General features: G+C 69.3%; 24 protein-coding genes. 9 read left to right on the top strand and 15 right to left on the bottom strand.

Translation table 11 applies throughout. The annotated features are described in order from the left end of the window. Positions 1–4: 4 nt before the first annotated feature. Complete coding sequence (locus STVA_RS01085) at positions 5–1198, bottom strand: multidrug effflux MFS transporter (RefSeq protein ID WP_123689939.1); 1194 nt, start codon at positions 1196–1198, stop codon at positions 5–7. A gap of 105 nt (positions 1199–1303) precedes the next feature. After that, positions 1304–2020 (bottom strand): M48 family metallopeptidase, encoded by a 717-nt coding sequence (locus STVA_RS01080; RefSeq protein ID WP_245978326.1) that lies wholly within the window; start codon positions 2018–2020, stop codon positions 1304–1306. A 161-nt stretch (positions 2021–2181) separates the two neighbouring features. Here STVA_RS01080 and ugpB point away from each other — a divergent pair, with 161 nt between their 5' ends. From ugpB to STVA_RS01060, 4 genes are read left to right on the top strand one after another with little or no spacing between them, the layout of a single operon-like run. Then, positions 2182–3510: a sn-glycerol-3-phosphate ABC transporter substrate-binding protein UgpB gene (ugpB, locus tag STVA_RS01075; RefSeq protein ID WP_123689941.1), complete on the top strand. Its 1329-nt coding sequence runs from the start codon at positions 2182–2184 to the stop codon at positions 3508–3510. A gap of 55 nt (positions 3511–3565) precedes the next feature. Then, a complete protein-coding gene (gene ugpA, locus STVA_RS01070; RefSeq protein ID WP_123689942.1) occupies positions 3566–4447 on the top strand; it encodes a sn-glycerol-3-phosphate ABC transporter permease UgpA in 882 nt (293 codons plus the stop codon). Positions 4448–4463: 16 nt separating this feature from the next. Then, entirely contained in the window at positions 4464–5306 is an 843-nt protein-coding gene (gene ugpE, locus STVA_RS01065) for a sn-glycerol-3-phosphate ABC transporter permease UgpE (RefSeq protein ID WP_123689943.1), read from the top strand. A 28-nt stretch (positions 5307–5334) separates the two neighbouring features. Beyond that, the gene (locus STVA_RS01060) at positions 5335–6405 is read left to right on the top strand and encodes a sn-glycerol-3-phosphate import ATP-binding protein UgpC (RefSeq protein ID WP_123689944.1); all 1071 of its coding nucleotides are present in this window, start codon (positions 5335–5337) and stop codon (positions 6403–6405) included. 22 nt (positions 6406–6427) lie between these two features. Here the strand turns inward: STVA_RS01060 and STVA_RS01055 are convergent, their stop codons facing one another. The 4 genes from STVA_RS01055 to STVA_RS01040 form a co-directional block, all read right to left on the bottom strand. Further along, positions 6428–7519 (bottom strand): Fic family protein, encoded by a 1092-nt coding sequence (locus STVA_RS01055; protein WP_123689945.1) that lies wholly within the window; start codon positions 7517–7519, stop codon positions 6428–6430. An 87-nt stretch (positions 7520–7606) separates the two neighbouring features. Beyond that, on the bottom strand, positions 7607–8383 hold the full coding sequence (locus STVA_RS01050) for a DODA-type extradiol aromatic ring-opening family dioxygenase (protein ID WP_123689946.1): 777 nt from the start codon (positions 8381–8383) through the stop codon (positions 7607–7609). Beyond that, positions 8380–9219, bottom strand: coding sequence for a DODA-type extradiol aromatic ring-opening family dioxygenase (locus STVA_RS01045; RefSeq protein WP_123689947.1), 840 nt, complete (start codon positions 9217–9219; stop codon positions 8380–8382). The genes STVA_RS01050 and STVA_RS01045 overlap by 4 nt, the downstream gene beginning before the upstream one ends. Positions 9220–9277: 58 nt before the next feature. Further along, the gene (locus STVA_RS01040; protein WP_123689948.1) at positions 9278–9556 is read right to left on the bottom strand and encodes a hypothetical protein; all 279 of its coding nucleotides are present in this window, start codon (positions 9554–9556) and stop codon (positions 9278–9280) included. A 137-nt stretch (positions 9557–9693) separates the two neighbouring features. Here STVA_RS01040 and STVA_RS01035 point away from each other — a divergent pair, with 137 nt between their 5' ends. Then, the gene (locus STVA_RS01035; protein WP_123689949.1) at positions 9694–10623 is read left to right on the top strand and encodes a LysR family transcriptional regulator; all 930 of its coding nucleotides are present in this window, start codon (positions 9694–9696) and stop codon (positions 10621–10623) included. 5 nt (positions 10624–10628) lie between these two features. Here the strand turns inward: STVA_RS01035 and STVA_RS01030 are convergent, their stop codons facing one another. The 7 genes from STVA_RS01030 to STVA_RS01000 form a co-directional block, all read right to left on the bottom strand. Next, a complete protein-coding gene (locus STVA_RS01030; RefSeq protein WP_123689950.1) occupies positions 10629–11432 on the bottom strand; it encodes an N-acyl homoserine lactonase family protein in 804 nt (267 codons plus the stop codon). Between the two features lie 79 nt (positions 11433–11511). Continuing rightward, on the bottom strand, positions 11512–12420 hold the full coding sequence (locus tag STVA_RS01025) for an NAD(P)-dependent oxidoreductase (RefSeq protein WP_123689951.1): 909 nt from the start codon (positions 12418–12420) through the stop codon (positions 11512–11514). After that, complete coding sequence (pcaC, locus tag STVA_RS01020; protein ID WP_123689952.1) at positions 12420–12800, bottom strand: 4-carboxymuconolactone decarboxylase; 381 nt, start codon at positions 12798–12800, stop codon at positions 12420–12422. The genes STVA_RS01025 and pcaC overlap by 1 nt, the downstream gene beginning before the upstream one ends. Before the next feature lie 99 nt (positions 12801–12899). Next, on the bottom strand, positions 12900–13976 hold the full coding sequence (locus tag STVA_RS01015) for an NADH:flavin oxidoreductase/NADH oxidase (protein WP_123689953.1): 1077 nt from the start codon (positions 13974–13976) through the stop codon (positions 12900–12902). Positions 13977–14011: 35 nt separating this feature from the next. After that, positions 14012–15088 (bottom strand): NADH:flavin oxidoreductase/NADH oxidase, encoded by a 1077-nt coding sequence (locus STVA_RS01010; protein WP_123689954.1) that lies wholly within the window; start codon positions 15086–15088, stop codon positions 14012–14014. Positions 15089–15133: 45 nt separating this feature from the next. Beyond that, positions 15134–16120, bottom strand: a complete 987-nt coding sequence (locus STVA_RS01005; RefSeq protein ID WP_123689955.1) for an SLAC1 anion channel family protein — start codon at positions 16118–16120, stop codon at positions 15134–15136. 22 nt (positions 16121–16142) lie between these two features. Then, positions 16143–17519: an aspartate aminotransferase family protein gene (locus STVA_RS01000; RefSeq protein ID WP_123689956.1), complete on the bottom strand. Its 1377-nt coding sequence runs from the start codon at positions 17517–17519 to the stop codon at positions 16143–16145. A 191-nt stretch (positions 17520–17710) separates the two neighbouring features. On the opposite strand from STVA_RS01000, the gene minC reads away from it, so the two are divergent. From minC to STVA_RS00980, 4 genes are all read left to right on the top strand, one after another. Further along, positions 17711–18538: a septum site-determining protein MinC gene (gene minC / locus STVA_RS00995; protein ID WP_170216471.1), complete on the top strand. Its 828-nt coding sequence runs from the start codon at positions 17711–17713 to the stop codon at positions 18536–18538. 27 nt (positions 18539–18565) lie between these two features. Then, the gene (gene minD, locus STVA_RS00990; RefSeq protein WP_123689958.1) at positions 18566–19384 is read left to right on the top strand and encodes a septum site-determining protein MinD; all 819 of its coding nucleotides are present in this window, start codon (positions 18566–18568) and stop codon (positions 19382–19384) included. Further along, positions 19384–19911, top strand: coding sequence for a cell division topological specificity factor MinE (minE, locus tag STVA_RS28635; RefSeq protein WP_123689959.1), 528 nt, complete (start codon positions 19384–19386; stop codon positions 19909–19911). The genes minD and minE overlap by 1 nt, the downstream gene beginning before the upstream one ends. A 94-nt stretch (positions 19912–20005) precedes the next feature. Then, positions 20006–20320: a hypothetical protein gene (locus STVA_RS00980; RefSeq protein WP_123689960.1), complete on the top strand. Its 315-nt coding sequence runs from the start codon at positions 20006–20008 to the stop codon at positions 20318–20320. A gap of 63 nt (positions 20321–20383) precedes the next feature. Here the strand turns inward: STVA_RS00980 and STVA_RS00970 are convergent, their stop codons facing one another. Together STVA_RS00970 and STVA_RS00965 are read right to left on the bottom strand one after the other, a co-directional pair. Then, entirely contained in the window at positions 20384–21187 is an 804-nt protein-coding gene (locus STVA_RS00970; protein WP_123689962.1) for a metallophosphoesterase family protein, read from the bottom strand. A 67-nt stretch (positions 21188–21254) separates the two neighbouring features. Then, positions 21255–21773, bottom strand: a complete 519-nt coding sequence (locus tag STVA_RS00965) for a CarD family transcriptional regulator (protein WP_420822843.1) — start codon at positions 21771–21773, stop codon at positions 21255–21257. Between the last annotated feature and the right edge of the window lie 73 nt (positions 21774–21846).

Raw genomic sequence — 21846 nt, 5'->3', positions numbered from 1 at the left:
CGCATCAGGCGGCGTCATCGGGCGCCCGCACCAGGAAGAGGGCGGCCGCCAGGGCGCCGCCGCCAGTGCCGACCACCACGGTCGCCAGCCCGGCCATGCCCCAGCCCGCCAGCCCGGCCGAGGCCGCACTGGCGAGCGAACCCGTCACCATCTGCCCCGCGCCGATCAGCGCCGAGGCCGCGCCTGCCATGCGCGGGAAGGGACCGATGCCGCCCGCCATGGAGAGCGGCAGCGTCATGCCCATGCCGACCATGTAGAAGGTCATGCCGGCCACCACGGTGAGGATGGTAACGACGCCCGAGACCGCGACCGCCACCATGACGAGGGCGGCCGCGGCACAGATGCCGCCCCCCACCCGGAGCGCGCGCTCCAGCCCGATGCGCCGCGCCAGGCGGGGGGCCGTCCAGGTGCCGGTGACGTAGGCAAGCGTGGTCGAGATCATCAGAAGGGCGAACAGGTCCGGCCGCACGCCCAGCCGCTCGATCAGGATGAAGGGCGAGGCCACGGTGTAGGCAAAGGCGCCCGACAGCGCCAGGCCGCCCGCCAGCATGTGGCCGACGAAGGTGCGATTGGCCAGCAGCGAGCGATAATTGGCCAGCAGGCGGGCCGGCTGCATGGCGAGCGGATCGCGGTGGTGGTTCGTCTCCGGCAGCATGGTGACGGCCAGCACCAGCAGGAACACGGCAAAGCCGGCCAGGAACAGGAAGTCCGCGCGCCAGCCGAACGCCAGGTAGATCTGGCTGCCGAGGATGGGGGCCAGTGCCGGCGAGATCGCCATGGCGCCGGTCACGGTCGAGAGCGCGCCCGCCATCCGCTCACGCGGGTAGGTGTCGCGGATGATGGCGCGCACCAGCGCCATGCCGGCGCAGGCGCCCGCCGCCTGCAAGGCGCGGCCGGCCAACAGCACGCCGATCGTCGGCGCCAGCGCGCAGGCGAGCGAGCCCGCACCATAGACGACGAGGCCGAAGAGGAGCGCCGGGCGGCGGCCGAAGCGGTCGGAGGCCGGCCCGTAGACGAGCTGCCCCAGGCCGACGCCGACCAGGAAGATCGACACGGTGAGCTGCACCAGCTCCATCGAGGTGCCGAGGTCGGCCGCCAGCGTCGGCATGGCCGGCAGGTAGATGGCGATGGAGATGGAGGTCATCGTCGCCAGCGCGACCAGGAGGACCAGGGCGGACGGCGAGCCGGCGCGCAGCATGCGGTTCCATTCGTAGGGTGGAGGCCCTGACGCAAGGATGGTGCCGACCGGCACGCCACCCGTTGCCCTGGCCGATGATCGTCTGGGGTTCCTTGGCCCGTGCCGTCAGCCGAAGCGCAGGAGGCTGCCGCCCTTGACCCGCAGCCAGGCGCGCGGCCGGCCGCTGTCGGGCACCAGCCGGTCGACCACCGCCCAGAAATGCCGGCCGTGGTTCATCTCGGTCAGGTGGGCAACTTCGTGGGCCACGACATAGTCGATGACGAAGGCCGGCGCGTGGACCAGCCGCCACGAGAAGGACAGCGTGCCATCGACGGCACAGCTTCCCCAGCGGCTCCGCGTATCGCGGACGACGACGCGCCGCACCTCCTGCCCGGTCGTCTCGGCGAACAGGCGGGCGCGGCGGGCGAAATCCTCGCGCGCCTGCAGCTTCAGCCAGTCGGCGATGCGGCGCGGCAAGTGGGCGTCCTCGCCCACGACATGCAGCTCGCCCGGCTCCTCCGTCCAGACGGCACCACGGGCCTCCGCGCAGCGGAGCCCCCGGTGGCGGATGCGGCGGTCGCAGCCCAGCACGGGTATGACGTTGCCATCGACGAACGGCACCTTGGGCGGCAGCGCCTCGATGCGGCGGCGGATCCATTCGCCTTTGCTGCGGGCAAACGCGACCGCCTCGGCCAGGCGCACGCCGCGCGGCACGACCAGGTCGATCGAGGCATCCTGGGGGTCCACCCGCAATACGATACGGCAGGCCCTCGGATGGACCTTGAGCCGGACGGCCAGTTCCATACCGTCGAAATGGAGGCTGCGCATGGCGGAGTCGGACAAGCCTCATCGTACCAGCCCCCCGTACCGCCCGCCAGGGGGCTGGCGCCGGGGCCGGTTTGTCATTAAAGCTTCATGGAAATGCCATCGGCCCGATTGGGTCGAGCCGCTAGCAAGGCCGCGAAGACGTGCCGCGTCAATGACTTACGAAGGGAAGGATCGAAATGCTGTCCCGCAGAAACCTCCTGGCCGCCGCCGCCGTGGCGGCGCTGGCCACCGGCCCCGCTGCCGCCCAGCAGCCGGTCGAGATCCAGTTCTGGCATGCCATGGCCGGCGCCCTGAACGATTGGGTCGACGAACTGGCCAAGGGCTACAATGACAGCCAGAAAAAGTACAAGATCGTTGCCGTCAACAAGGGCAACTACACCGAAGTGATGACGGGCGCGATCGCCGCATATCGTGCCGGCCGCGCGCCGCACATCATCCAGGTGTTCGAGGTCGGCACGGCGACGATGATGGCCGCCAAGGGCGCGGTGAAGCCGGTCTACGAGGTGATGGAGCAGGCCGGCATCGGCTGGGACCCCAAGGTCTACCTGCCCGCCGTCGCCGGCTACTACACGACGACCGACGGCCGCATGCTGTCGATGCCGCTGAACAGCTCCTCGCCGATCTTCTACTACAACAAGGACGCCTTCAAGAAGGCCGGCCTGCCGGACGTGGCGCCCAAGACCTGGTCCGAAGTGCGCGACGCGGCCAAGAAGCTGCAGGCCTCGGGCGTGCCCTGCGGCATCTCCACGGCGTGGCCGTCCTGGGTGCTGATCGAGAATTTCGGCGCCATGCACAACCTGCCGATGGCGACCAAGGAGAACGGCTTCGGCGGGCTGGACACGGTGTTCCAGTTCAACAGCCCGGCCCATGTGACGCACATGGAGCGCATCGCCGAGATGCAGAAGACCAAGGAATTCGACTATGGCGGCCGTCGCGGCGACAGCCAGGTCAAGTTCACCAACGCCGAATGCGGCATGTACATCGCCTCCTCGGCCGGCCTGTCGAGCATCCTGAAGACGGCCAAGTTCGACGTCGGCTTCGGCATGATGCCCTACTGGCCCGACCTGACGAAGGGCCCGAACGGCGGGCCGCAGAACTCCATCCTGGGCGGCGCCACGCTGTGGGTGCTGGGCGGCAAGACGCCCGACGAATACAAGGGCGTGGCCGAATTCTTCGCCCACATCTCGAAGCCCGACGTGCAGGCGGCCTCGCACCAGCGCACCGGCTACCTGCCGATCACGCTGGCGGCCTATGAGCTGACCCAGAAGCAGGGCTTCTACGAGAAGAACCCCGGCTTCGAGATCGCCAACAAGCAGATGACGCTGAACCCGCCGACGCCCAACTCCAAGGGCATCCGCTTCGGCAACCTCGTCCAGATCCGCGACATGATCGAGGAAGAGATGGAAGGCGTGTTCGCCGGCAAGAAGGCGGCCAAGGCCGCCCTCGACTCTGCGGTGCAGCGCGGCAACGCCCTGCTGCGGCAGTTCGAGCGCGACAACAAGTAGCCGGAGAAGGGTATCGCCCCCGGCCGTTCGCGGCCCGGGGGCGGAGCCCGCCGCCATGCGCGTCCGCGTCGGCTACAACAACAAGGTGCTGCCATACATCCTGGTGGCGCCCCAGATCCTGATCACCCTGGTGTTCTTCATCTGGCCGGCAAGCCAGGCGATCTACCAGGCGGTGCAGCGCCAGGACCCCTTCGGGCTGCGCACCCGCTTCGTCGGGCTCGACAACTTCGCCGCCATCCTCGAGGACCCGGGCTACCTCAACTCGCTCTCCGTCACGGCGATCTTCAGCCTGTCGGTCGCCGCCCTCGCGCTCGGGCTGGCGCTGTTGCTGGCGGTGTCGGCCGACCGCGTCATCCGCGGCGCCACCACCTACAAGACCCTGCTGATCTGGCCCTACGCCGTGGCGCCCGCGATCGCCGGCGTGCTGTGGATGTTCCTCTTCAACCCGACCATCGGCAGCATCTCCTTCGTGCTGAAGGCGCTGGGCTACAACTGGAACCACCTGCTCGACGGCAACCAGGCGATGATCCTGGTCGTGCTGGCCGCCACCTGGAAGCAGATCAGCTACAACTTCATCTTCTTCCTGGCCGGGTTGCAGGCGATCCCCAAGTCCCTGATCGAGGCGGCCGCCATCGACGGCGCGGGCCGCACGCGGCGCTTCTGGACGATCATCCTGCCGCTGCTGTCGCCGACCGCCTTCTTCCTGCTGGTGGTCAACATCGTCTACGCCTTCTTCGACACCTTCGGCATCATCCATGCGGTGACGTCGGGCGGGCCGGCGCGGGCGACCGAAATTCTCGTCTACAAGGTCTATTACGACGCGTTCGAGGCCCTCGACCTCGGCGGCTCGGCGGCCCAGTCGGTGATCCTGATGGCGATCGTCATCTCGCTGACGGTGGTGCAGTTCCGCTACGTCGAACGCCGCGTGCACTACTGATGGCGGGCCGGAAGCGATGATCGAGAAACAAGGGGCCGGCACCTGGGTCACGCACGCCATCCTGATCGTGGGCGTGCTGACGGTGGCCTTCCCGATCTATGTCACCTTCGTCGCCTCGACGCTGACGCTGCGCGACGTGCTGGCGGCACCGATGACGCTGATACCCGGGCCGCACCTGATCGAGAACTACAGCACGGCCTTGTTCTCGGGCACCAAGAACGGCACGCCGGTCTCGGGCATGCTGCTGAACAGCCTGATCATGGCGCTAGTCATTGCCACCGGCAAGATCGTCATCTCGCTGCTGTCGGCCTTCGCGGTGGTCTATTTCCGCTTTCCGCTGCGGATGGTCTTCTTCTGGATGATCTTCGTCACCCTGATGTTGCCCGTCGAGGTCCGCATCCTGCCGACTTTCAAGGTGGTGTCGGACCTGGAGCTGCTGAACAGCTTCCCGGGCCTGACCGTGCCGCTGATCGCGTCGGCCACGGCGACCTTCCTCTTCCGGCAGTTCTTCATGACCGTGCCGGACGAACTGGTGGAGGCGACCAAGATCGACGGCGCCGGGCCGATGCGGTTCTTTCGCGACGTGCTGCTGCCGCTGTCGCGCACCAACATTGCAGCCCTGTTCGTCATCCTCTTCATCTATGGTTGGAACCAGTATCTCTGGCCGCTGCTGATCACGTCCGACCACAGCATGGACACGATCGTGATCGGCATCCGGCGCATGCTGGCGGCGGGCGACGACCAGGTCGAATGGCCGGTGGTGATGGCGACCACCATGCTGGCGATGATCCCGCCGGTCTTCGTCGTGGTCGCCATGCAGCGATGGTTCGTCAAGGGTCTGGTCGACAGCGAGAAGTGAGCGGCTTCCGCAGGTTTCAGGAGTTCCGATGGCCGAGGTCAGTCTTCGTGGCGTGAAGAAGCAGTTCGGCCCCGTGCCGGTGATCCACGGGGTCGACTGCGAGATCGAGGATGGCGAGTTTATCGTCATCGTCGGGCCGTCCGGCTGCGGCAAGTCCACCCTGCTGCGCATGATCGCCGGCCTGGAGGAGGTCAGCTCGGGCGACATCGCCATTGCCGGCAAAGTCGTGAACCAGGTCGAGCCCAAGGACCGGAACATCGCCATGGTGTTCCAGAACTACGCCCTCTATCCGCACATGTCGGTCTACGAGAACATGGCCTACGGGTTGAAGATCCGCGGCCTGTCGAAGGAGGCGATCCGCGAGCGGGTGGACCGCGCCGCCGGCATCCTGCAGATCGAGGCGCTGCTGGAGCGCCGTCCCCGCCAGCTTTCGGGCGGGCAGCGCCAGCGCGTGGCCATGGGCCGCGCCATCGTCCGCGACCCGGCCGTCTTCCTCTTCGACGAACCGCTGTCCAACCTCGACGCCAAGCTGCGCGTGCAGATGCGGGTCGAGATCCGCAAGCTGCACCAGACGCTCCGCACCACCTCGATCTACGTCACCCACGACCAGGTCGAGGCGATGACGCTGGCCGACCGGCTGATCGTCATGAATGCCGGCAAGGTGGAGCAGATCGGCACGCCGATCACCCTCTACGAGGACCCGGCCACCCTGTTCGTCGCAGGCTTCCTCGGCTCCCCGGCCATGAATTTCCTGAGCGGCTCGGTCGCCGCCGACGGTCTGTCGGTGACGCTGCCGGGCGGGGTCGCAGCACCTCTGTCGACCGCGCACGGGTCGGCGGCCGGCCGCCCCATCACCGTCGGCATCCGGCCCGAGCATCTGGACCTGGCCGACGGCCGGCCGCCGACCTTCACGCTGAAGGTCGACCTGGTCGAGCTTCTGGGTGCCGACACCATCGTCCATGGCCGCATCGGCGACGGCGGCATCATGCTGGCACGGATCGACGGCGTCGTGCCCATCCGCACCGGCGAGGACCTGCCGGTCGTGCTGGCCCCGGACCGCATCCACCTGTTCGACCCGGGCACGAGCGCCCGGCTATAGCCGGCAGTGCCAGCCGCCGGCGTCAGCGGCGGCGGGCGACATCCTCGAAGAGGCGGACGAGGTTAGTGTTGATATAGTAGTTGTTGCGGCCGACCTGATGCTTTCGGACGAACTCTCCCTGGGCAAGGACCTCCAGGTACTTGGTCGCCGTAGGACGGGATATGCCAAGATCGCCGACCACATATTCTATGCGCGTGTATGGATGTCGGAATAAATTATTCAGAAGATCCTGAGAATAGATCTTCGGCAATTCCGTCCGCATCCGGTGTTTGACTGCCGCCATTTGGGCCCGAATACTCTCGACAAGACCAAGCGTGGTCTGTGCCGTCTCTCCGACGGCAGCCAGCATGTAGAGCACCCATTCCTCCCAGGCCCCATCGTCGCGCACTGACTGCAGCAGACGATAGTAGTCGGCCTTGGTGCGGGTGATATGCCGGCTGAGATACAACACCGGTATCTCAAGAAGGCCGGTTCGCGTCAGATACAGGACGTTGAGTATGCGACCGATCCGGCCATTCCCATCGGGAAACGGGTGGATGCTTTCGAACTGGTGATGGATGAGCGCCATCTTGATCAACGGATCCAGCGAGCAAGCACCGTCGTCGTTGACGAAGCGCTCAAGCCGGGTCATTTGGCCAACCACGTCGGCCGCATCTTGCGGCGGTACATAGACGATCTCTCCGGTTCCATCATGCCGCAGCGCCGTGCCCGGCGTCGTCCGGAACCCGTCATCGCGCCGCTTCAGGAGCTGAAACATCTCGATCAGCACGCCATTCGAGATGATGCCATCTCTTTCGCGAAGACGGTCATAGCCAAGCTTGAGCGCATCGCGGTACAGGGCCACTTCCTTGGCGGCGGGCGATGCTGGGCCACCGGGCAGCAGGTCGGCCTGGAATAGCTCGTCCTGCGTGGTGACGATGTTCTCGATTTCCGAACTGGCCTTGGCTTCCTGAAGGGCGAGCGTGTCGATCAGGATGCCTTGGTTTGGAATTGTCGCCGCCCGCCCCTTCAACTCCGCCAGGGCGCGATTCGCAGTCGCCAGCGCCTTGAAGATCGGCACAGTCTCGAGATCAGGCGGCGGCAGGCTGGGGATCACATAGGTTGGCTTGAGCATATCGAGCGCCCCATGCAAAGAAATCGGTCATTTCTTAACACGTTTCTACGATATGTAAAAAACTTGGCCGATCCCTGCACCGCTCCGTCAACGGATCCCGAACGCGTAATTGTCCATCCCGATGACCCCATACTCGACACTGGCATGGATGCGGCGGCCCGTGGCGCCCGCCCCGGCGGCACCCAGCGCCACCAGCAGCGGCAGGAAATGCTCCTCCGTCGGGTGGTTGACCTCCGCCGCGGGCCCCTCGGTGCGGTAGGCACACAGGCGATCGGCGTCGCCGGCCGCCACCGTTTCGGCCACCCAGTCGCGGAATCGGTCGACCCAGGCCGGGGCCGGCGCATCGACGGCCTGGCCGCGGGTGGCATGGAGGTTGTGGGTGACGGCGCCCGAGCCGACGACCAGGATTCCGCTTGCGGCCAGCGGCGCGAGCGCACGGCCCAGCGCCAGGTGATGGAGCGGCCCCAGTTCCGGCTGGAGGGCGAGCGGCACGAGCGGCACCTCGGCCCCCGGCAGGGCGATCGCCAGCGGGACCCAGATCCCATGGTCGAGGCCGCGCCCGGGATCGAGCACCGCCGGGATGCCGGCGGCAGCCAGGGCAGCTACCACCTCGCCCGCCACGATCGGATCGCCCGGCGCCGGGTAGCGGGCACGGTGCAGGGCCTCGGGGAACCCGCCGAAATCATGGATCGTCCCGGGCCGGCCCGCGGCACCGACCGCAGGGCGATCGGTTTCCCAATGGGCGGACGCCACCACGATGGCGCGCGGGCGGCCGATCTCCAGGCCGGCCAGGAAGCGGTGCGCCGGCGTGTCGGTCAGGTACAGCATGGGCGAGCCATGCGACAGGAAGAGCGGGCCGGTCATGCGACATCCTCCAGGATGCGCGACCGGGCGGCAGCGCTGCCGCCGGTCGCAAGCGGGTTGAAGGCGTAGGCATCCATCGCCAGCGCGCCATGGGCGACGCTGGCATGCAGGCGCCGGACGGCGGCACCGGGCCCGGCCGCACCCAAGGCCACGAACAACGGCATCAGGTGCTCCGGCGTCGGGTGGTTCTCGCGCCGGCCGGGCGCGCGTTCGAGAGCGGCCGCCAGCGCCGCCGGATCGCCCGCCGCGAGCCCGTCCGCCAGCCATTCCTGGAACCGGCTGACCCATTCCGGGCACGGCGCGTCGACCGGCCGGCCGTGGCTGGCATGGACGTTGTTGGTGATACCGCCCGACCCCAGCACCAGGACGCCCGCATCGGTCAGCGGCGCCAGGGCCCGGCCCAGCGCCAGATGGTGGGCCGCCCCCAGCCGGGACTGGATCGATATCGGCACCACCGGGATGTCGGCGTCGGGAAACATCAACGCCAGCGGCGCCCAGGCCCCATGATCGAGCCCGCGCTCGCGGTCGACCGAGGCCGGCAGGCCGGCATCGACCAGGAGCCCCGCGATGCGGTCGGCCAGGGCCGGCGCGCCCGGCGCCCCATAGCGCTTCTGGCAGAGCCCGCGCGCACCGGCGCAAAGCTCGTGCAGCGTATCGGGGCGGGCAGCGCCCCCGACGAGCGGCCGGCCGCTATCCCAGTGGGCGCTGGCGACGACGACGGCCTGGGGCCGGGGCAGCCTGCGCCCGAGGTCCTGGAGGAACGCCCGGGCCGGGGAGTGCCCAAGGATCATATCCGGGGCACCGTGGGACACGAACAGGGGGGCAATCGCGGTCATGGGCGACCTCTCGTGGAACCTCTCCGGCGCGCGGCCGGCCAGTCGGAAGGGGGCAGGATCAGCGCGGGTCGTTGGCGCCGAACTTGCCGTCGTCGAGATTGCGGCCGTACTTGCCTTCGTCGGTGTTGGCGCCCACCTTGCCTTCGTCCTGGTTGCGGCCGAGCTTCCCCTCGTCCTGGTTCTGGCCGTACTTGCCCTCGTCGATGCTCTGGCCGTACTTGCCGTCATCGAGGTTGCGACCGTACTTGCCCTCGTCCAGGCCCGATGCGGCCAGCGGCGAAGCGGCGGCGGCAAGGGCGATCAGGGCGGCGGCGGTCAGCGTGCGAAGGTTGGTCATGGTCTTCTCCTTGAGACTGGGGCGGCGAGGAATTTCCCCGGCGCCGATGACGAAGAGATAGACCTCGCCTCCGAAATTGATAATCTGCGCTCCTCTCAACATATTCGTTCTTATCCAGAAACAATCGACGGGGACCCATGGACCGGCTGCAGAGCATGGAAGCCTTCGTGAAGGTGGTGGAGCAGGGCAGCTTCGCCGGTGCGGCCGACGCGCTCGGCCTGTCGCGGGCCATGGTGTCCAAGCATGTGGCCGCCCTGGAGGACCGGCTGGGCGTTCGCCTGCTGCAACGCACCACGCGACGGCTGAACCTGACCGAGGTGGGACGGGCCTATTTCGACCGCTCGCGCGACATCATCCACCAGCTTTCCGAGGCCGAGGAAGCGGCGTCCGCCCTGCAATCCATGCCGCGCGGGACGCTGCGCCTCAACTGCTCGACCGGGTTCGGGGTACGCCACCTGGCCCCGGCGCTGGCCGCCTTCCAGACGCAGTATCCCGACCTGCAGGCCGACGTCACCCTGTCCGACCGGCTGGTCGATATCGTCGAGGACGGCTACGACCTGGTCATCCGCATCGGACGATTGCAGGATTCCTCGCTGATCGCGCGGCGCCTGGCGCCGACCCGCCTGCTGCTGTGCGCGGCCCCGGCCTACATGGCCGCGCGCGGCGAGCCGGCGCACCCGGACGAGCTGCCGTCGCACAATTTCCTGCGCTACACCTACGCCACCACCTCGGAGGTGCCGCTGACCGGGCCGGGGGGCGAGACGGCGGCCTTCGGCTTTGCCGGCAACCTTGCCTGCAACAATGGCGACGCGCTGCTGGCCGCCGCCCTGGCCGGCCAGGGCATCGTCATGCTGCCGACCTTCTATGTCGGCAACCACCTGGCCGAGGGCGCGCTGAAGGTGGTGCTGCCGCAATGGACGCTGCCGCAGCTCACCATCTATGCCGTCTACCCCGTCAGCCGCCACCTCGCGGCCAAGGTGCGGCTCTTCGTCGACTTCCTGGCCGACCGCTTCCGCGGCGAGCCGCCCTGGGACGCCTGCTGGCTGCCCGCCGCCGCCGCGGAATAGAACCCCTACGCCACCGGCTCGACGTCGAGGCGCACGACGATCCCCTCCAGCTCCGGGCGGGGCGCGGGGTAGCGGCGCATCACGTCCGGGTCGTGGCCGGGGATGAGGTGGTCGCCCGAGCTGGCCAGCCGGCGCAGCTTCTTGTGCCCCTCCAGCATCTCGCCGACATGGAAGACGATCGGGAAGGGCCGCGACAGCTCCATGTTGGGGTAGAGGTGGCTGGCGTCGGACGCCAGCACGACCCAGCCGCGGCGGGTCCAGACGCGGACCGCCTGCAAGCCCATGGTGTGGCCGCCGACATGGTGGACCGACAGGCCGGGCGCCAGTTCCTGGTCGCCGTCATGGAACACCAGCCGCTCGCCATAGAGCGCCTTCACCATCTCCAGCACATGGTCCAGCTCGTAGGCATGGCGAAAGGCCGGATACTGCATGTAGCGGCTGGTGACGTACTGCATCTCCCGGTCCTGGACGTGGATGCGGGCCCGGGGGAACAGGCCGACATTGCCGACATGGTCCCAGTGCATGTGGGTGATGACGACATCCTCGACCGCGGCCGCATCGACGCCCATCAGCTCCAGCCCCTCGACCGGGTTGCGGATGATGGTGCGGCCGCGCTTCTCGGCCACCTCGCGGTCGTAGCCGATGTCGATGACCCAGGTCCGTCCGCCCCCCTGGATCAGCCAGATGTAGAAGTCGAGGCCGAGCGGCCCGTCATGGGCATCGACGCCGATGAAGTTCATCCAGGGCTGGCGGTCGGGCATCGCCGCGTACTTGATCGCAAAGACCTCGTAGACATGGGGCTCGGTCATCGGCTTCCTCCAGCGGAGGGCGGGATGCACGGCCCCGCCCCCTCGTCGTCGCAGTGTCGGGCGGGCGGCCCGCCGCCGGCTAGTCGCCGTCCATCTCGTCCAGGTAGCGCACGATCTCGGTATGGTCGGCGCCGGGTCCCACCTTGGCCTCGGCCGCCGCCCAGATCTCGGTGCAGAGGCGCGCGAAGTCGGCCGGCTCGCCGGTCGCCTCGGCCACTTCCAGCGCGGTGCGCAGGTCCTTCACCATCAGCCCCATGCTGAAGCCGGCGGCCCAGGTCTTGGGGATGATGAAGGGCTTGAACTTCACCTCGGTGGCGTTGTTGCGGCCGGTCGACGCGTTCCAGACATCGACCATGGTCTCGGCCGCCAAGCCGAACTTCTGGCCGATCAGCATGGCCTCGCCCGCCGCCAGCAGGCCCGCCGCAGACAGGTAGTTGTTGAGCGCCTTCATCGCGTGCCCGGTGCCGACCGGGCCGGTGTGGAAGACCTGCCGCCCCAGGGCGGCGAAGATCGGCCGCAGCCGGTCGACGTCGGCGGCATCGCCGCCGGCCATGATGGCGAGCGAGCCGTCGACCGCGCGCTTGACGCCGCCCGACACGGGCGCGTCGACCAAGCGGATGCCGCGTTCGGCCAGGCGCTGGCCCAGCGCCCGCGTACCGACCGGCGAGGACGAGCTCATATCGACCACGACCGAGCCCGCCGCCAGGCCAGCCACCAGCCCGTCATTGGCACCGTCGCGGCCGAACACCACATCCTCGACGATGCGGCCGTTGGGCAGCATGGTGATAACGACGGGGCAGGCCTCGCCCATCGCCGCCAGCGTCGGCGGCCGGCTCGCCGCCGCCTCGCCCGCGAAGACCGCCAGCCGCGCCGGGTCGGCATCGGCCAGCGCCACGCGATGGCCCGCGCCCAGCAGGCGCTTGACCATCGGCTCGCCCATCATGCCGAGGCCGACGAAGCCGACCTGTTCTGCCTGGTTGGCGACCATCAATCGATACCCCGTTCCTTGAAGACATCGCGCGCGATGCGGAAGCTGTCGATCGAAGCCGGCACGCCGCAATAGACCGCGGTCTGGAGGAAGACCTCCATGATCTCGTCCTTGGTCACGCCGTTGTTGAGCGCGCCGTTGATGTGCAGCTTGATCTCGTGCGGCCGGTTCAGCGCCGTCAGCATGGCCAGGTTCAGCAGCGAGCGGGTGTGCCGCGGCAGGCCGGGCCGGGTCCAGATCGCCCCCCAGGCGGATTCCGTCACATACTCCTGCAAGGGCCGGGTGAAGTCGTCCGCCCCCTGGATCGAGCGGTCGACATGCTCGGCGCCGAGCACCTCGCGCCGGACCGCGAGGCCCCGGTCGTAGCGATCCTGGTCCATGCCTGTTTCCTTCCCTGGATTCGTTCGCCTGATTGGGCGGGCACCTGATTGGGCGATGCCGCCATCCCCGTCGTCAAGCGGGGATGGCGCGTGATCCGTCTAGAACCGGCTGGCGCGGGCGTACTGGTCGGGCCAGGTGACGGTGGCGCCCAGGGTGCGGGCGGCCTTCAGCGGCCAGTGCGGGTCGGCCAGCAGCGTGCGGCCGAGGAAGACGAGGTCGGCCCGGCCGTTGGCCAGCACCTCCTCGGCCTGGTAGGGCGACTGGATCATGCCGACCGCACCGGTCGCGATGCCGGCCTTGTTGCGCACGGCATCGGCAAACGGCACCTGGTAGCCGGGGAAGAAGGCGATCTGCTGGCGCGGGTCGGCGCCGCCCGAGGAACAGTCGATGAGGTCGACGTCGCCGCGGGCGGCGAGCCGCCGGCACAGGTCGACCGTGTCGTCGATCGTCAGGCCGCCCGCCACCCAGTCGGTGCAGGACAGGCGGATGAAGAGCGGCAGGTCGGCCGGCCATTCGCTGCGCACGGCATCGATCGCCGCCATCAGGAAGCGCGACCGGCCGGCGGCGTCGCCGCCATACTCGTCGGTGCGGGTGTTGACCAGCGGCGACAGGAACTCGTGGATCAGGTAGCCGTGCGCGCCGTGGATCTCGAAGACCTTGAAGCCGGCGCGATGGGCGCGCCGGGCGGCATCGGCGAAGGCGGCCAGCACGGTGGCGATCGTGCCCGCGTCCATGGCGGCCGGCACCGGGTAGCCTTCGGCCCAGGGCTGGTCGGTCGGGCCGATCACGTCGAACCCGCCGGCCGCCACCGACAGCGGCTTGGAGCCCTCCCACGGCTTACCCGTCGAGCCCTTGCGGCCGGCATGGCCGACCTGGATCGCCGGCACCGCCCCCTGACCGTCGATGAAGCGGGCGATGCGGGCGAGCTGTGCCTCCTGGGCGTCGTTCCACAGGCCGAGGCACCAGGGCGTGATGCGGCCACGCGCCTCCAGGTGCGCCACCTCGGTGAAGACGATGCCGGCACCGCCCACCGCGCGGGCGGCGAGGTTGGCTAGGTGCCAGTCCTCCGGCACGCCGTCCGTGGCGCTGTACTGGCACATGGGCGAGACGACGATGCGGTTGCGCGTGGTGACCGAGCGCAGGGTGAGCGGGCTGAAAAGCAGCGTGTCGGGCATGGGGCGGGCGTCTCCGGGAGGCGGGCGGCGAAAGGTCAGAAACGGGTGGCGCGCAGATACTGGTCGGCCCAGCGCACCTCGGCCCCGAGCGTGCGGGCGGCGTGCAACGGCCAGTGCGGGTCGGCCAGCAGGGTGCGGCCCAGGAAGATGAGGTCGGCCCGGCCGTTGGCCAGCACCTCCTCAGCCTGGAAAGGGGACTGGATCATGCCGACCGCCCCCGTGGCGATGCCGGCCCGGTTGCGGATGGCATCGGCGAACGGCACCTGGTAGCCGGGGAAGAAGGCGATCTGCTGGCGCGGGTCGACGCCACCCGACGAGCAGTCGATGAGGTCGACATCGCCGCGGGCGGCGATCCGCCGGCACAGTTCGACCGTGTCGTCGATGGTGATGCCGCCCGGCACCCAGTCCGAGCAGGACAGGCGGATGAAGAGCGGCAGGTGATCCGGCCACTCGCCGCGCACGGCGTCGATCACCTCCATCAGGAAGCGCGACCGGCGCACCGGGTCGCCGCCATACTGGTCGTCGCGGGTGTTGACCAGCGGCGACAGGAACTCGTTCAGCAGATAGCCGTGGGCGGCGTGGATCTCGAAGATGTCGAACCCGGCCCGGCGCGCGCGCGCGGCCGTGGCGGCGAAGGCGGCCACCGCGTCCGCGATCATGCCGGCATCCATCGCCCGGGGGATGTTGCTGGCGTCCGACCAGGGTTGGTCGGTCGGGCCGACCAAGTTCCAGCCGCCATCGGCCGGCCGCCGGGGCTTGCCGCCCTCCCACGCCTTGGTGGTGGAGCCCTTGCGGCCGGCATGGCCGACCTGGATTGCCGAAAGGGCGCCCTGCCCGGCGATGAAGCGGGTGATGCCGGCGAAGGCCGCCTCCTGCGCGTCGTTCCACAGGCCAAGGCAGCCGGCGGAGATGCGCGCGTCGGGCGCCACGTAGGCCACCTCGGTGAAGACGATGCCGGCGCCGCCCACGGCGCGGGTGGCGAGGTTGGCCAGGTGCCAGTCCTGCGGCATGCCGTCGATACCGGAATACTGCGCCATCGGCGCCAGGACGATGCGGTTGCGCGCGATGCGGGAGCGCAGGGGCAGCGGGCGGAACAGGATGGGATCGGCCAAGGTTTGCGTATGCCTCGCTTGCGAGCCCGCCTGGCCTTGCCGGCTTCAGGGCTCCGGTCGGAAGAAGGCACCGGCGACGAAGCGCCGCACGGTGCCGGCGAAGACGGCGGCGACCACGGCCGACGCCAGCATCAGGAGGCCGGCGGCCAGGACGAGCGTCACCCGGCTGCCCGCCATCTGGTGATAGCGCAGGGCAGCGGCGGCCAGGGCCGCCAGGGGAAAGGTATAGGCGAGCGAGATCAGCGACCAGGGCACGCGCAGGAAGCGCGGCGCCATCGCCGCCAGGCAGAGGGCGATGAACAGCGCCAGATGGAAAAGGAAATTGGCGGCCGCGTCCAGCACCCCGCCATTCAGCTCCAGCCAGGAGAGGAAACCGACCGAGGGTGGCGCCAGGAAGATGAACAGCATCGGGCTGAGGCCGGGTGGCAGCGGATCGCCGGTGAAGAGGCGGCCCATGGTCAGCGGGAACAGCACCAGCCAGAACCCCAGCCCGCCCGCGAAGCAGAACCAGGACAGCTCCACATAGCCCAGTTCCACCCCCGCCAGGGGCGGCACGACGTTGCCGACGACGGGGATGAACCAGGCCGGCGTCACCTGGGCCGGCTCGAACCGCTCCAGGATCCAGCGGCGGATGATCACGACTGCCAGGGCGACGTTGCCGGCCACGCCCGCCAGCCACACCGCCTCGGCGAAGCGCGGGGCATGCGGCAGCAGGCCGGTGCCGATCAGCATGACGGCGATCGAGATGGCGGTGAGGAAATTGGCCCGCGCCGGGTGGCGGGCCTCGGCCAGGACATCCGGCCAGCGCGTCGCGGCCTTGGCGGCATAGAGCCCCGCCACCACGAGGAACCAGACGACGGCCAGCGCCAGGATCGCCTCGCCGATGACGGCCGGGAGGTCGGGGAAGACAATCGCCGCCCGCCGCCAGGCGAAGGACAGGCCCATCAGCCCCATCACCGAGGCGAAGAGGGGCAGGGGAAAGTGGCGCAGGTCCGGCGACGCGAGCGCCGCCGGACCTGGTAGACCGTTCATGCCGCCGGACAGGGCGGCAGGATCAGATCTCGCCTTCCTTGCGCAGCATGCGGATGGTCTCGCGATAGGCTTCCGCCGTCGCTTCCATGTCGGCCGCCGTGTGCATGCACGAGATGTTGCCGCCGGGCCAGCCGTTGAGGTCGACGCCGTTCACCAGCATCGCCACGCGGATGCGATGCGACAGGCCCTTGGGCTTGCCCTTCAGTTCCTCGTAGTCGATCGCCAGCGCATCGAACGCGAGCGGGTCGATCTTGCGGCCCTTGGGGTTGAGGAAGGTGTGGAAGCTGGAGAAGGTGCCGTAGCAGGCCCAGTTCACGCCCTCTTCGACGAAGACCTGGTTGATCTTGTCGCGCACCAGGTCGCCCATGGCGTTGGCGACGGCGCAGGCGTCGCTGGTGCGGATGTGGTCCAGGGCCGCGATCCCGGCCGCGGCCGAGACCGGGTTGGCGTTGTAGGTGCCGGGGTGCTGGATCTTCTCCTTGCCCGAGACGGCGGTCGCCGCATAGTCGAGCGCGTCGAACAGGTCCTTGCGGCCGACGATGGCCCCGCCCGGCAGGCCGCCGGCCAGGATCTTGGCCAGCGACGTCAGGTCGGGCTTGATGCCGTAATGGGCCTGGGCCCCGCCGGGGGCGACGCGGAAGCCGGTCACGACCTCGTCGAAGATCAGGACGGTGCCGTGCTTCTCGGTCTCCTCGCGCAGGAACTCCAGGAAGCCGGGGGCGGTCGGCACCATGCCGGTCGACGAGCCGGTCGGCTCCAGGATCACGGCCGCGATGTCGCCGCCCTTCAGGGCCTCGCGCACGCCGTCGCGGTCATTGGGGGCGACCAGGACCACGGCGTCGCTGATGCCGTCCAGCACGCCGACCGGCGAGGTGCCGTCGAAGTGGTTGGCATAGCCGCCGGTCATGTGGTCGTGCCAGCCGTGGAAGTGCGTCTTGAAGCGCACCAGCTTGTGGCGGCCGGTGTAGCTGCGGGCCAGGCGCAGGCCCATCAGCGTCGCTTCGGTGCCGGACGAGGTGAAGCGCACGCGCTCGGCCGTCGGCACCAGGGCCTGGACGGCCTGCGCCCACTGCACTTCCAGCGCGTGGTTGGCGCCGAAGTGGGTGCCCTTGGCCAGTGCCGGGCCGACCGCTTCCATCACGACCGGATGGTTGTGACCGAGCAGCAGGGCGCCGTGGCCGCCGAAGAAATCAATGTACTTGTTGCCGTCGACGTCCCATTTGTACGCACCCTCGGCACGGTCGACATAGATGCCGTAGGGGTCGAGGTGGCGGCCGTCATGGGTGACGCCGCTGGGGAAGATCGCCTTCGCCTGGGCGAAGAGGGCTTCCGACTTCGGCGTCATCTCGCGATAACGGGACACGATCTCGGAATTCGTGCGGGACTGGTCGTCGGGCATTGCGGGCTCCGGCAAGGGGGAATGGACGAGGGGGTGGGAATGGCCGCATGATCCCCCCTTCCGCCGTTTCCGACAAGCCATAGAAGCATGCTGCGGCACTGCGGATGACCCACTAGATATGGAAGAGCTTGCGACTTTGACCACAAGATGTAAGATTTGCCATGGCAACCGGGCCCGATAGGGTGGCATCTTTGGCCGCAGCGACGAATCAACCAGCCGCTACCGAACTGAAGAGCGCGCCCTTCCAGCTGCGCGGCGGCAGCGCCATGGTCATGGTCCTGCGCCTGATCGACCCGGCGCGCGCCGACTTCGGCCAGCAACTGGCCGGCAAGGTGGCCCAGGCGCCCGACTTCTACCGCGATGCGCCGGTCATCCTCGACCTGGAGACGCTGGCGCGCTGGCCGGCCCCGCCCAATGTCGATTTCCAGGCCCTGAGCGCGGCCATCGCCGATGCCGGGCTGATCTGCGTCGGCGTGCAGAACGGCACCCCGCACCTGACCCAGGCCGCCCGCCGGGCGGGCCTGGCCGCCTTTCCCAGCGCCCGGCCCGCCGGCCGGACCAACGCCGCCGCCCTGCCCGACCCGCCGGCAGAGGCCGCGCGCACCGTGGCACCGCCGCCACCGCCCGCGGCGGCCGCTCCGGCCCCCGCCGCCCCGGCGCCGGCGCCCATCATCCAGCGGGTGGTGAAGGGCAAGACCCGGGTCGTGACCGAGCCCGTGCGGTCGGGCCAGCAGGTCTATGCCCGCGACGGCGACCTGATCGTGCTGGGCACGGTCAATGCCGGCGGCGAAGTGCTGGCCGACGGCAACGTCCATGTCTATGGCGCGCTGCGCGGCAAGGCGATCGCCGGTGCCTCGGGCGACCGCGAGGCCCGCCTGTTCTGCCAGCGCTTCGACCCGGAACTGGTGTCGATCGCCGGCCTCTTCCGTATCGCCGACCAGATCGAGACCGATCTCATCGGCCAGCGCGTCGGCGTCCGCATCGTCGACGACGCGCTGGTCTTCGATCGGCTGTCATAGACTCCAAGGGAAAGGAGACCCTCCCCCATGGCAAAAGTGATCGTCATGACGTCCGGCAAGGGCGGGGTGGGCAAGACCACCTCGACCGCCGCCATCGGCACCGGCCTCGCCATGCGTGGCGAGAAGACCGTCGTCGTCGATTTCGACGTCGGCCTGCGCAACCTCGACCTGATCATGGGTTGCGAGCGGCGGGTCGTGTACGACTTCGTCAACGTCGTGAACGGCGAGGCGAAGCTCAGCCAGGCGCTCATCCGCGACAAGCGGTTCGAGAATCTCTACGTCCTGGCCGCCTCGCAGACGCGCGACAAGGATGCCCTCACCAAGGAAGGCGTCGTCAGCGTCATCGACCAGTTGCGCGAGCAGTTCGACTACATCATCTGCGACAGCCCGGCCGGCATCGAGAAGGGCGCGCAGCTCGCCATGTACTGCGCCGACGAGGCGATCATCGTCACCAACCCGGAAGTGTCGAGCGTGCGCGACAGCGACCGCATCCTGGGCCTGCTCGGCAGCAAGACGCTGCGCGCCGAGAAGGACGAGGAGCCGGTGAAGCAGCACCTGCTGCTGACCCGCTACGATGTCGGCCGGGTGGCGCGCGGCGAGATGCTGAAGGTCGAGGACATCCTCGAGATCCTGTCGATCCCGCTGCTCGGCATCATTCCCGAGAATGAGGCCGTGCTGCGCGCGTCCAACACCGGCAACCCCGTCATCCTCGACACCGAGAGTGCCGCCGGCAAGGCCTATGCCGACGCCGTGTCGCGCCTGCTGGGCGAGCAGCTCGAGCATCGCTTCCCGGCCGCGCCGCGGCCGCGCGGGTTCTTCGCCCGCCTGTTCGGAGGTGCCGCCTGATGCGTCTCTTCGATCTTTTCCGGTCCCGGCGCCCGGCACCGCCGCCGCCCCCGGTCGCCGCCGCCCCGGCCGCGGCATCCGTCGCCAAGGAGCGGCTGCAGATCCTGCTGTCGCACGAGCGCGCCGACCGCGGCGATCGGGCGGAGTTCCTGCCGGCGCTGCAGCGCGAGATCCTGGAGGTCGTCGCCAAGTACCTGGTGATCGACCAGGAAAAGGTGATGGTGAAGCTGGAGCGCGGCAAGGACATCTCCTTCCTGGAGGTCAATGTCGAGCTGCCTGGCCCGGACGTGAAGCTGATCCGCCAGCCCAAGCCGCCGGAGAAGGCGCCGGAAGCCGACGGCGACAAGGGAACGGCGGAGAAGGCAGGGGCGGAGAAGGCGCCCGAGAAGGCCGCGGCCGATCAGCCGGCGGCCGACAAGGCCGTTCCGGAGAAGGTGGCATCGGACAAGGGCGCCGCCGAGAAGGGCGACAAGGCAGCGGGCAAGCCGATCACCGGCGGCCCGGGCCTGGCCCACAGCCCCGCCTGACGCCACGGTCGCCATCGCGGCTTGAACCTTTCGGTCGCGTCGCACGACTGCCAGCCATCGACCGCGACGCGATCAACCCAGGCTGGAGCCGACCATGGCCGTGAAGGTGCTACTCGTCCTCTCCCTCTTCACCGCCGCCGGCGACCCGATGTTCGCCCCGGCACTGACCGAGCACGCCTCCATGACGGCCTGCCAGGCCAATGCCAAGGCCGCCGTCGAGGCGCTGGCCACGATCCAGGGCGAGAAGGCCATGCCGGCGCTGCTGAAGGGCGGCAAGGCGGTCGCGGTCGAGGATGAGCGCGGCGTGTGGGTGATCCGCTACGACCGCCAGCTCCGCACCGACGCCGAGCGCGGCGAGGCCGCGGTCAGCCGCATGGTCCGCGCCGTCTGCCGCCCGGTCGAGGGCTGATACCAGCTTTCGGGGGCACCGGCGTGGCCGGTGTCAGACCTCGAGCCGTCAGACGTCGAGCTGTCAGACGTCAAGCCGGTGGACGAGTTCGCCCGTGGTGGTGAAGCAGGCGGCACAGATGGTGCCGCCCTGCCCGGCGCCGCCATCGAGGATGGCGGCGTGGCTGCCGATGCGCACGCCGCGCCCGCGGCGGTCGTAGCCGGCCACGACCAGACGGCAGCCGGCGAAGGAATCGTCCAGCGAATCGATGCCGGCCCCCGTGCCCCACCACAGCACGTCGCCCTGGGCGTGCAGCGGCCGGTCGGGTGCCACGTCGGCGCTGACGAAGAGCAGGTTGCCGTCGTCGGTGACGGCGGCGTGCTTCAGGCTGGTGGCCAGCGCCGAATGCCCTTCGGCCGCCTGGATCTGGGCGCGCAGTGCCGCCGTCCAGCGCATCAGCGACCGCACGCCGTCGCGCGCGGCGGCCAGCGCCTGTTCCTCGTGGCTGCCATAGGCCTCGATGGTAGCAGCCGCCCCCTGGCGCAGCATCCAGCCCAGCACCTCGCGCGGGTTCAGCGCGAACTGGATCTGCAGCAGCTTCTGCCACATCTCCTCCTGCGCGCCGCGCAGATGGACGATGTCGGCGGCGAAGAAATCCGGCCGGGCGATCACCTCGCGGCGGAAGCGGATCATCTCGTCGACAGTCCGGCGGACGCCGGGGCCGCGGCCCAGATGGTTGCCGAGATAGACGATCCGGTCGCCGGCCGCCAGGCGCGACCAGATCTGGTCGTGCAGCCGCTCCAGCCGCTCGGCCTCGCCATGGATCGCACCGATGGCCCAGACGCGCCGGGTGGCCCGCAGCGTCGCGATGCTCGATCCGTCCCGCATGGGCAACCCGTCCTCCGTCCTACTCGTCGCCAGCCCGGCCACCCTTCGGCCGCCGGGCGGCGCCGTGTCAAGCGGCGGCTTGGAGCATCTTTTCCAGGCGCTGGGTCGCCGCTTCCTCGTCGATGCGCTCGACCGCGGCCAATTCCCGCGCAAGCCGGTCCAGGGCGGCCTGGTAGATCTGCCGCTCGCTGTAGGACTGGTCCGGCTGGCCGGCATTACGGTGCAGGTCGCGCACGACCTCGGCGATCGAGGCCGGGTCGCCCGAATTGATCTTGGCCTCGTATTCCTGGGCCCGGCGGCTCCACATGGTACGCTTGACGCGCGAGCGGCCGCGCAGCTTGGCCAGGGCCGCGTCCATCTCCTTGCGCGTGCTGAGGCGGCGCAGGCCGGCCGCCCGCACCTTGCCCACCGGCACCCGCAGCGTCATCCGGTCCTTCTCGAACTGGACGACGAAGACCTTGAGGATGTGGCCGGCGATCTCCTGCGTCTCGATCGCCGTGATCTTGCCGACGCCGTGGGTCGGATAGACGACATGGTCCTCGACCTCGAAGCCCGGCCCCTCGGCCGAACCGTCGACGACCTTCAGGGGCAGCGGCTTGGGCACCGGCTTCAGCAGCGGCGGCATGACGGGCGCCTTGGGGGCTGCCGCCACGACGTTC

Origin of the sequence: Stella humosa, from assembly GCF_006738645.1 — a bacterium.
Classification (GTDB): Bacteria; Pseudomonadota; Alphaproteobacteria; order ATCC43930; family Allostellaceae; genus Allostella; species Allostella humosa.
This window is presented reverse-complemented; position numbering and strand designations above follow the sequence as displayed.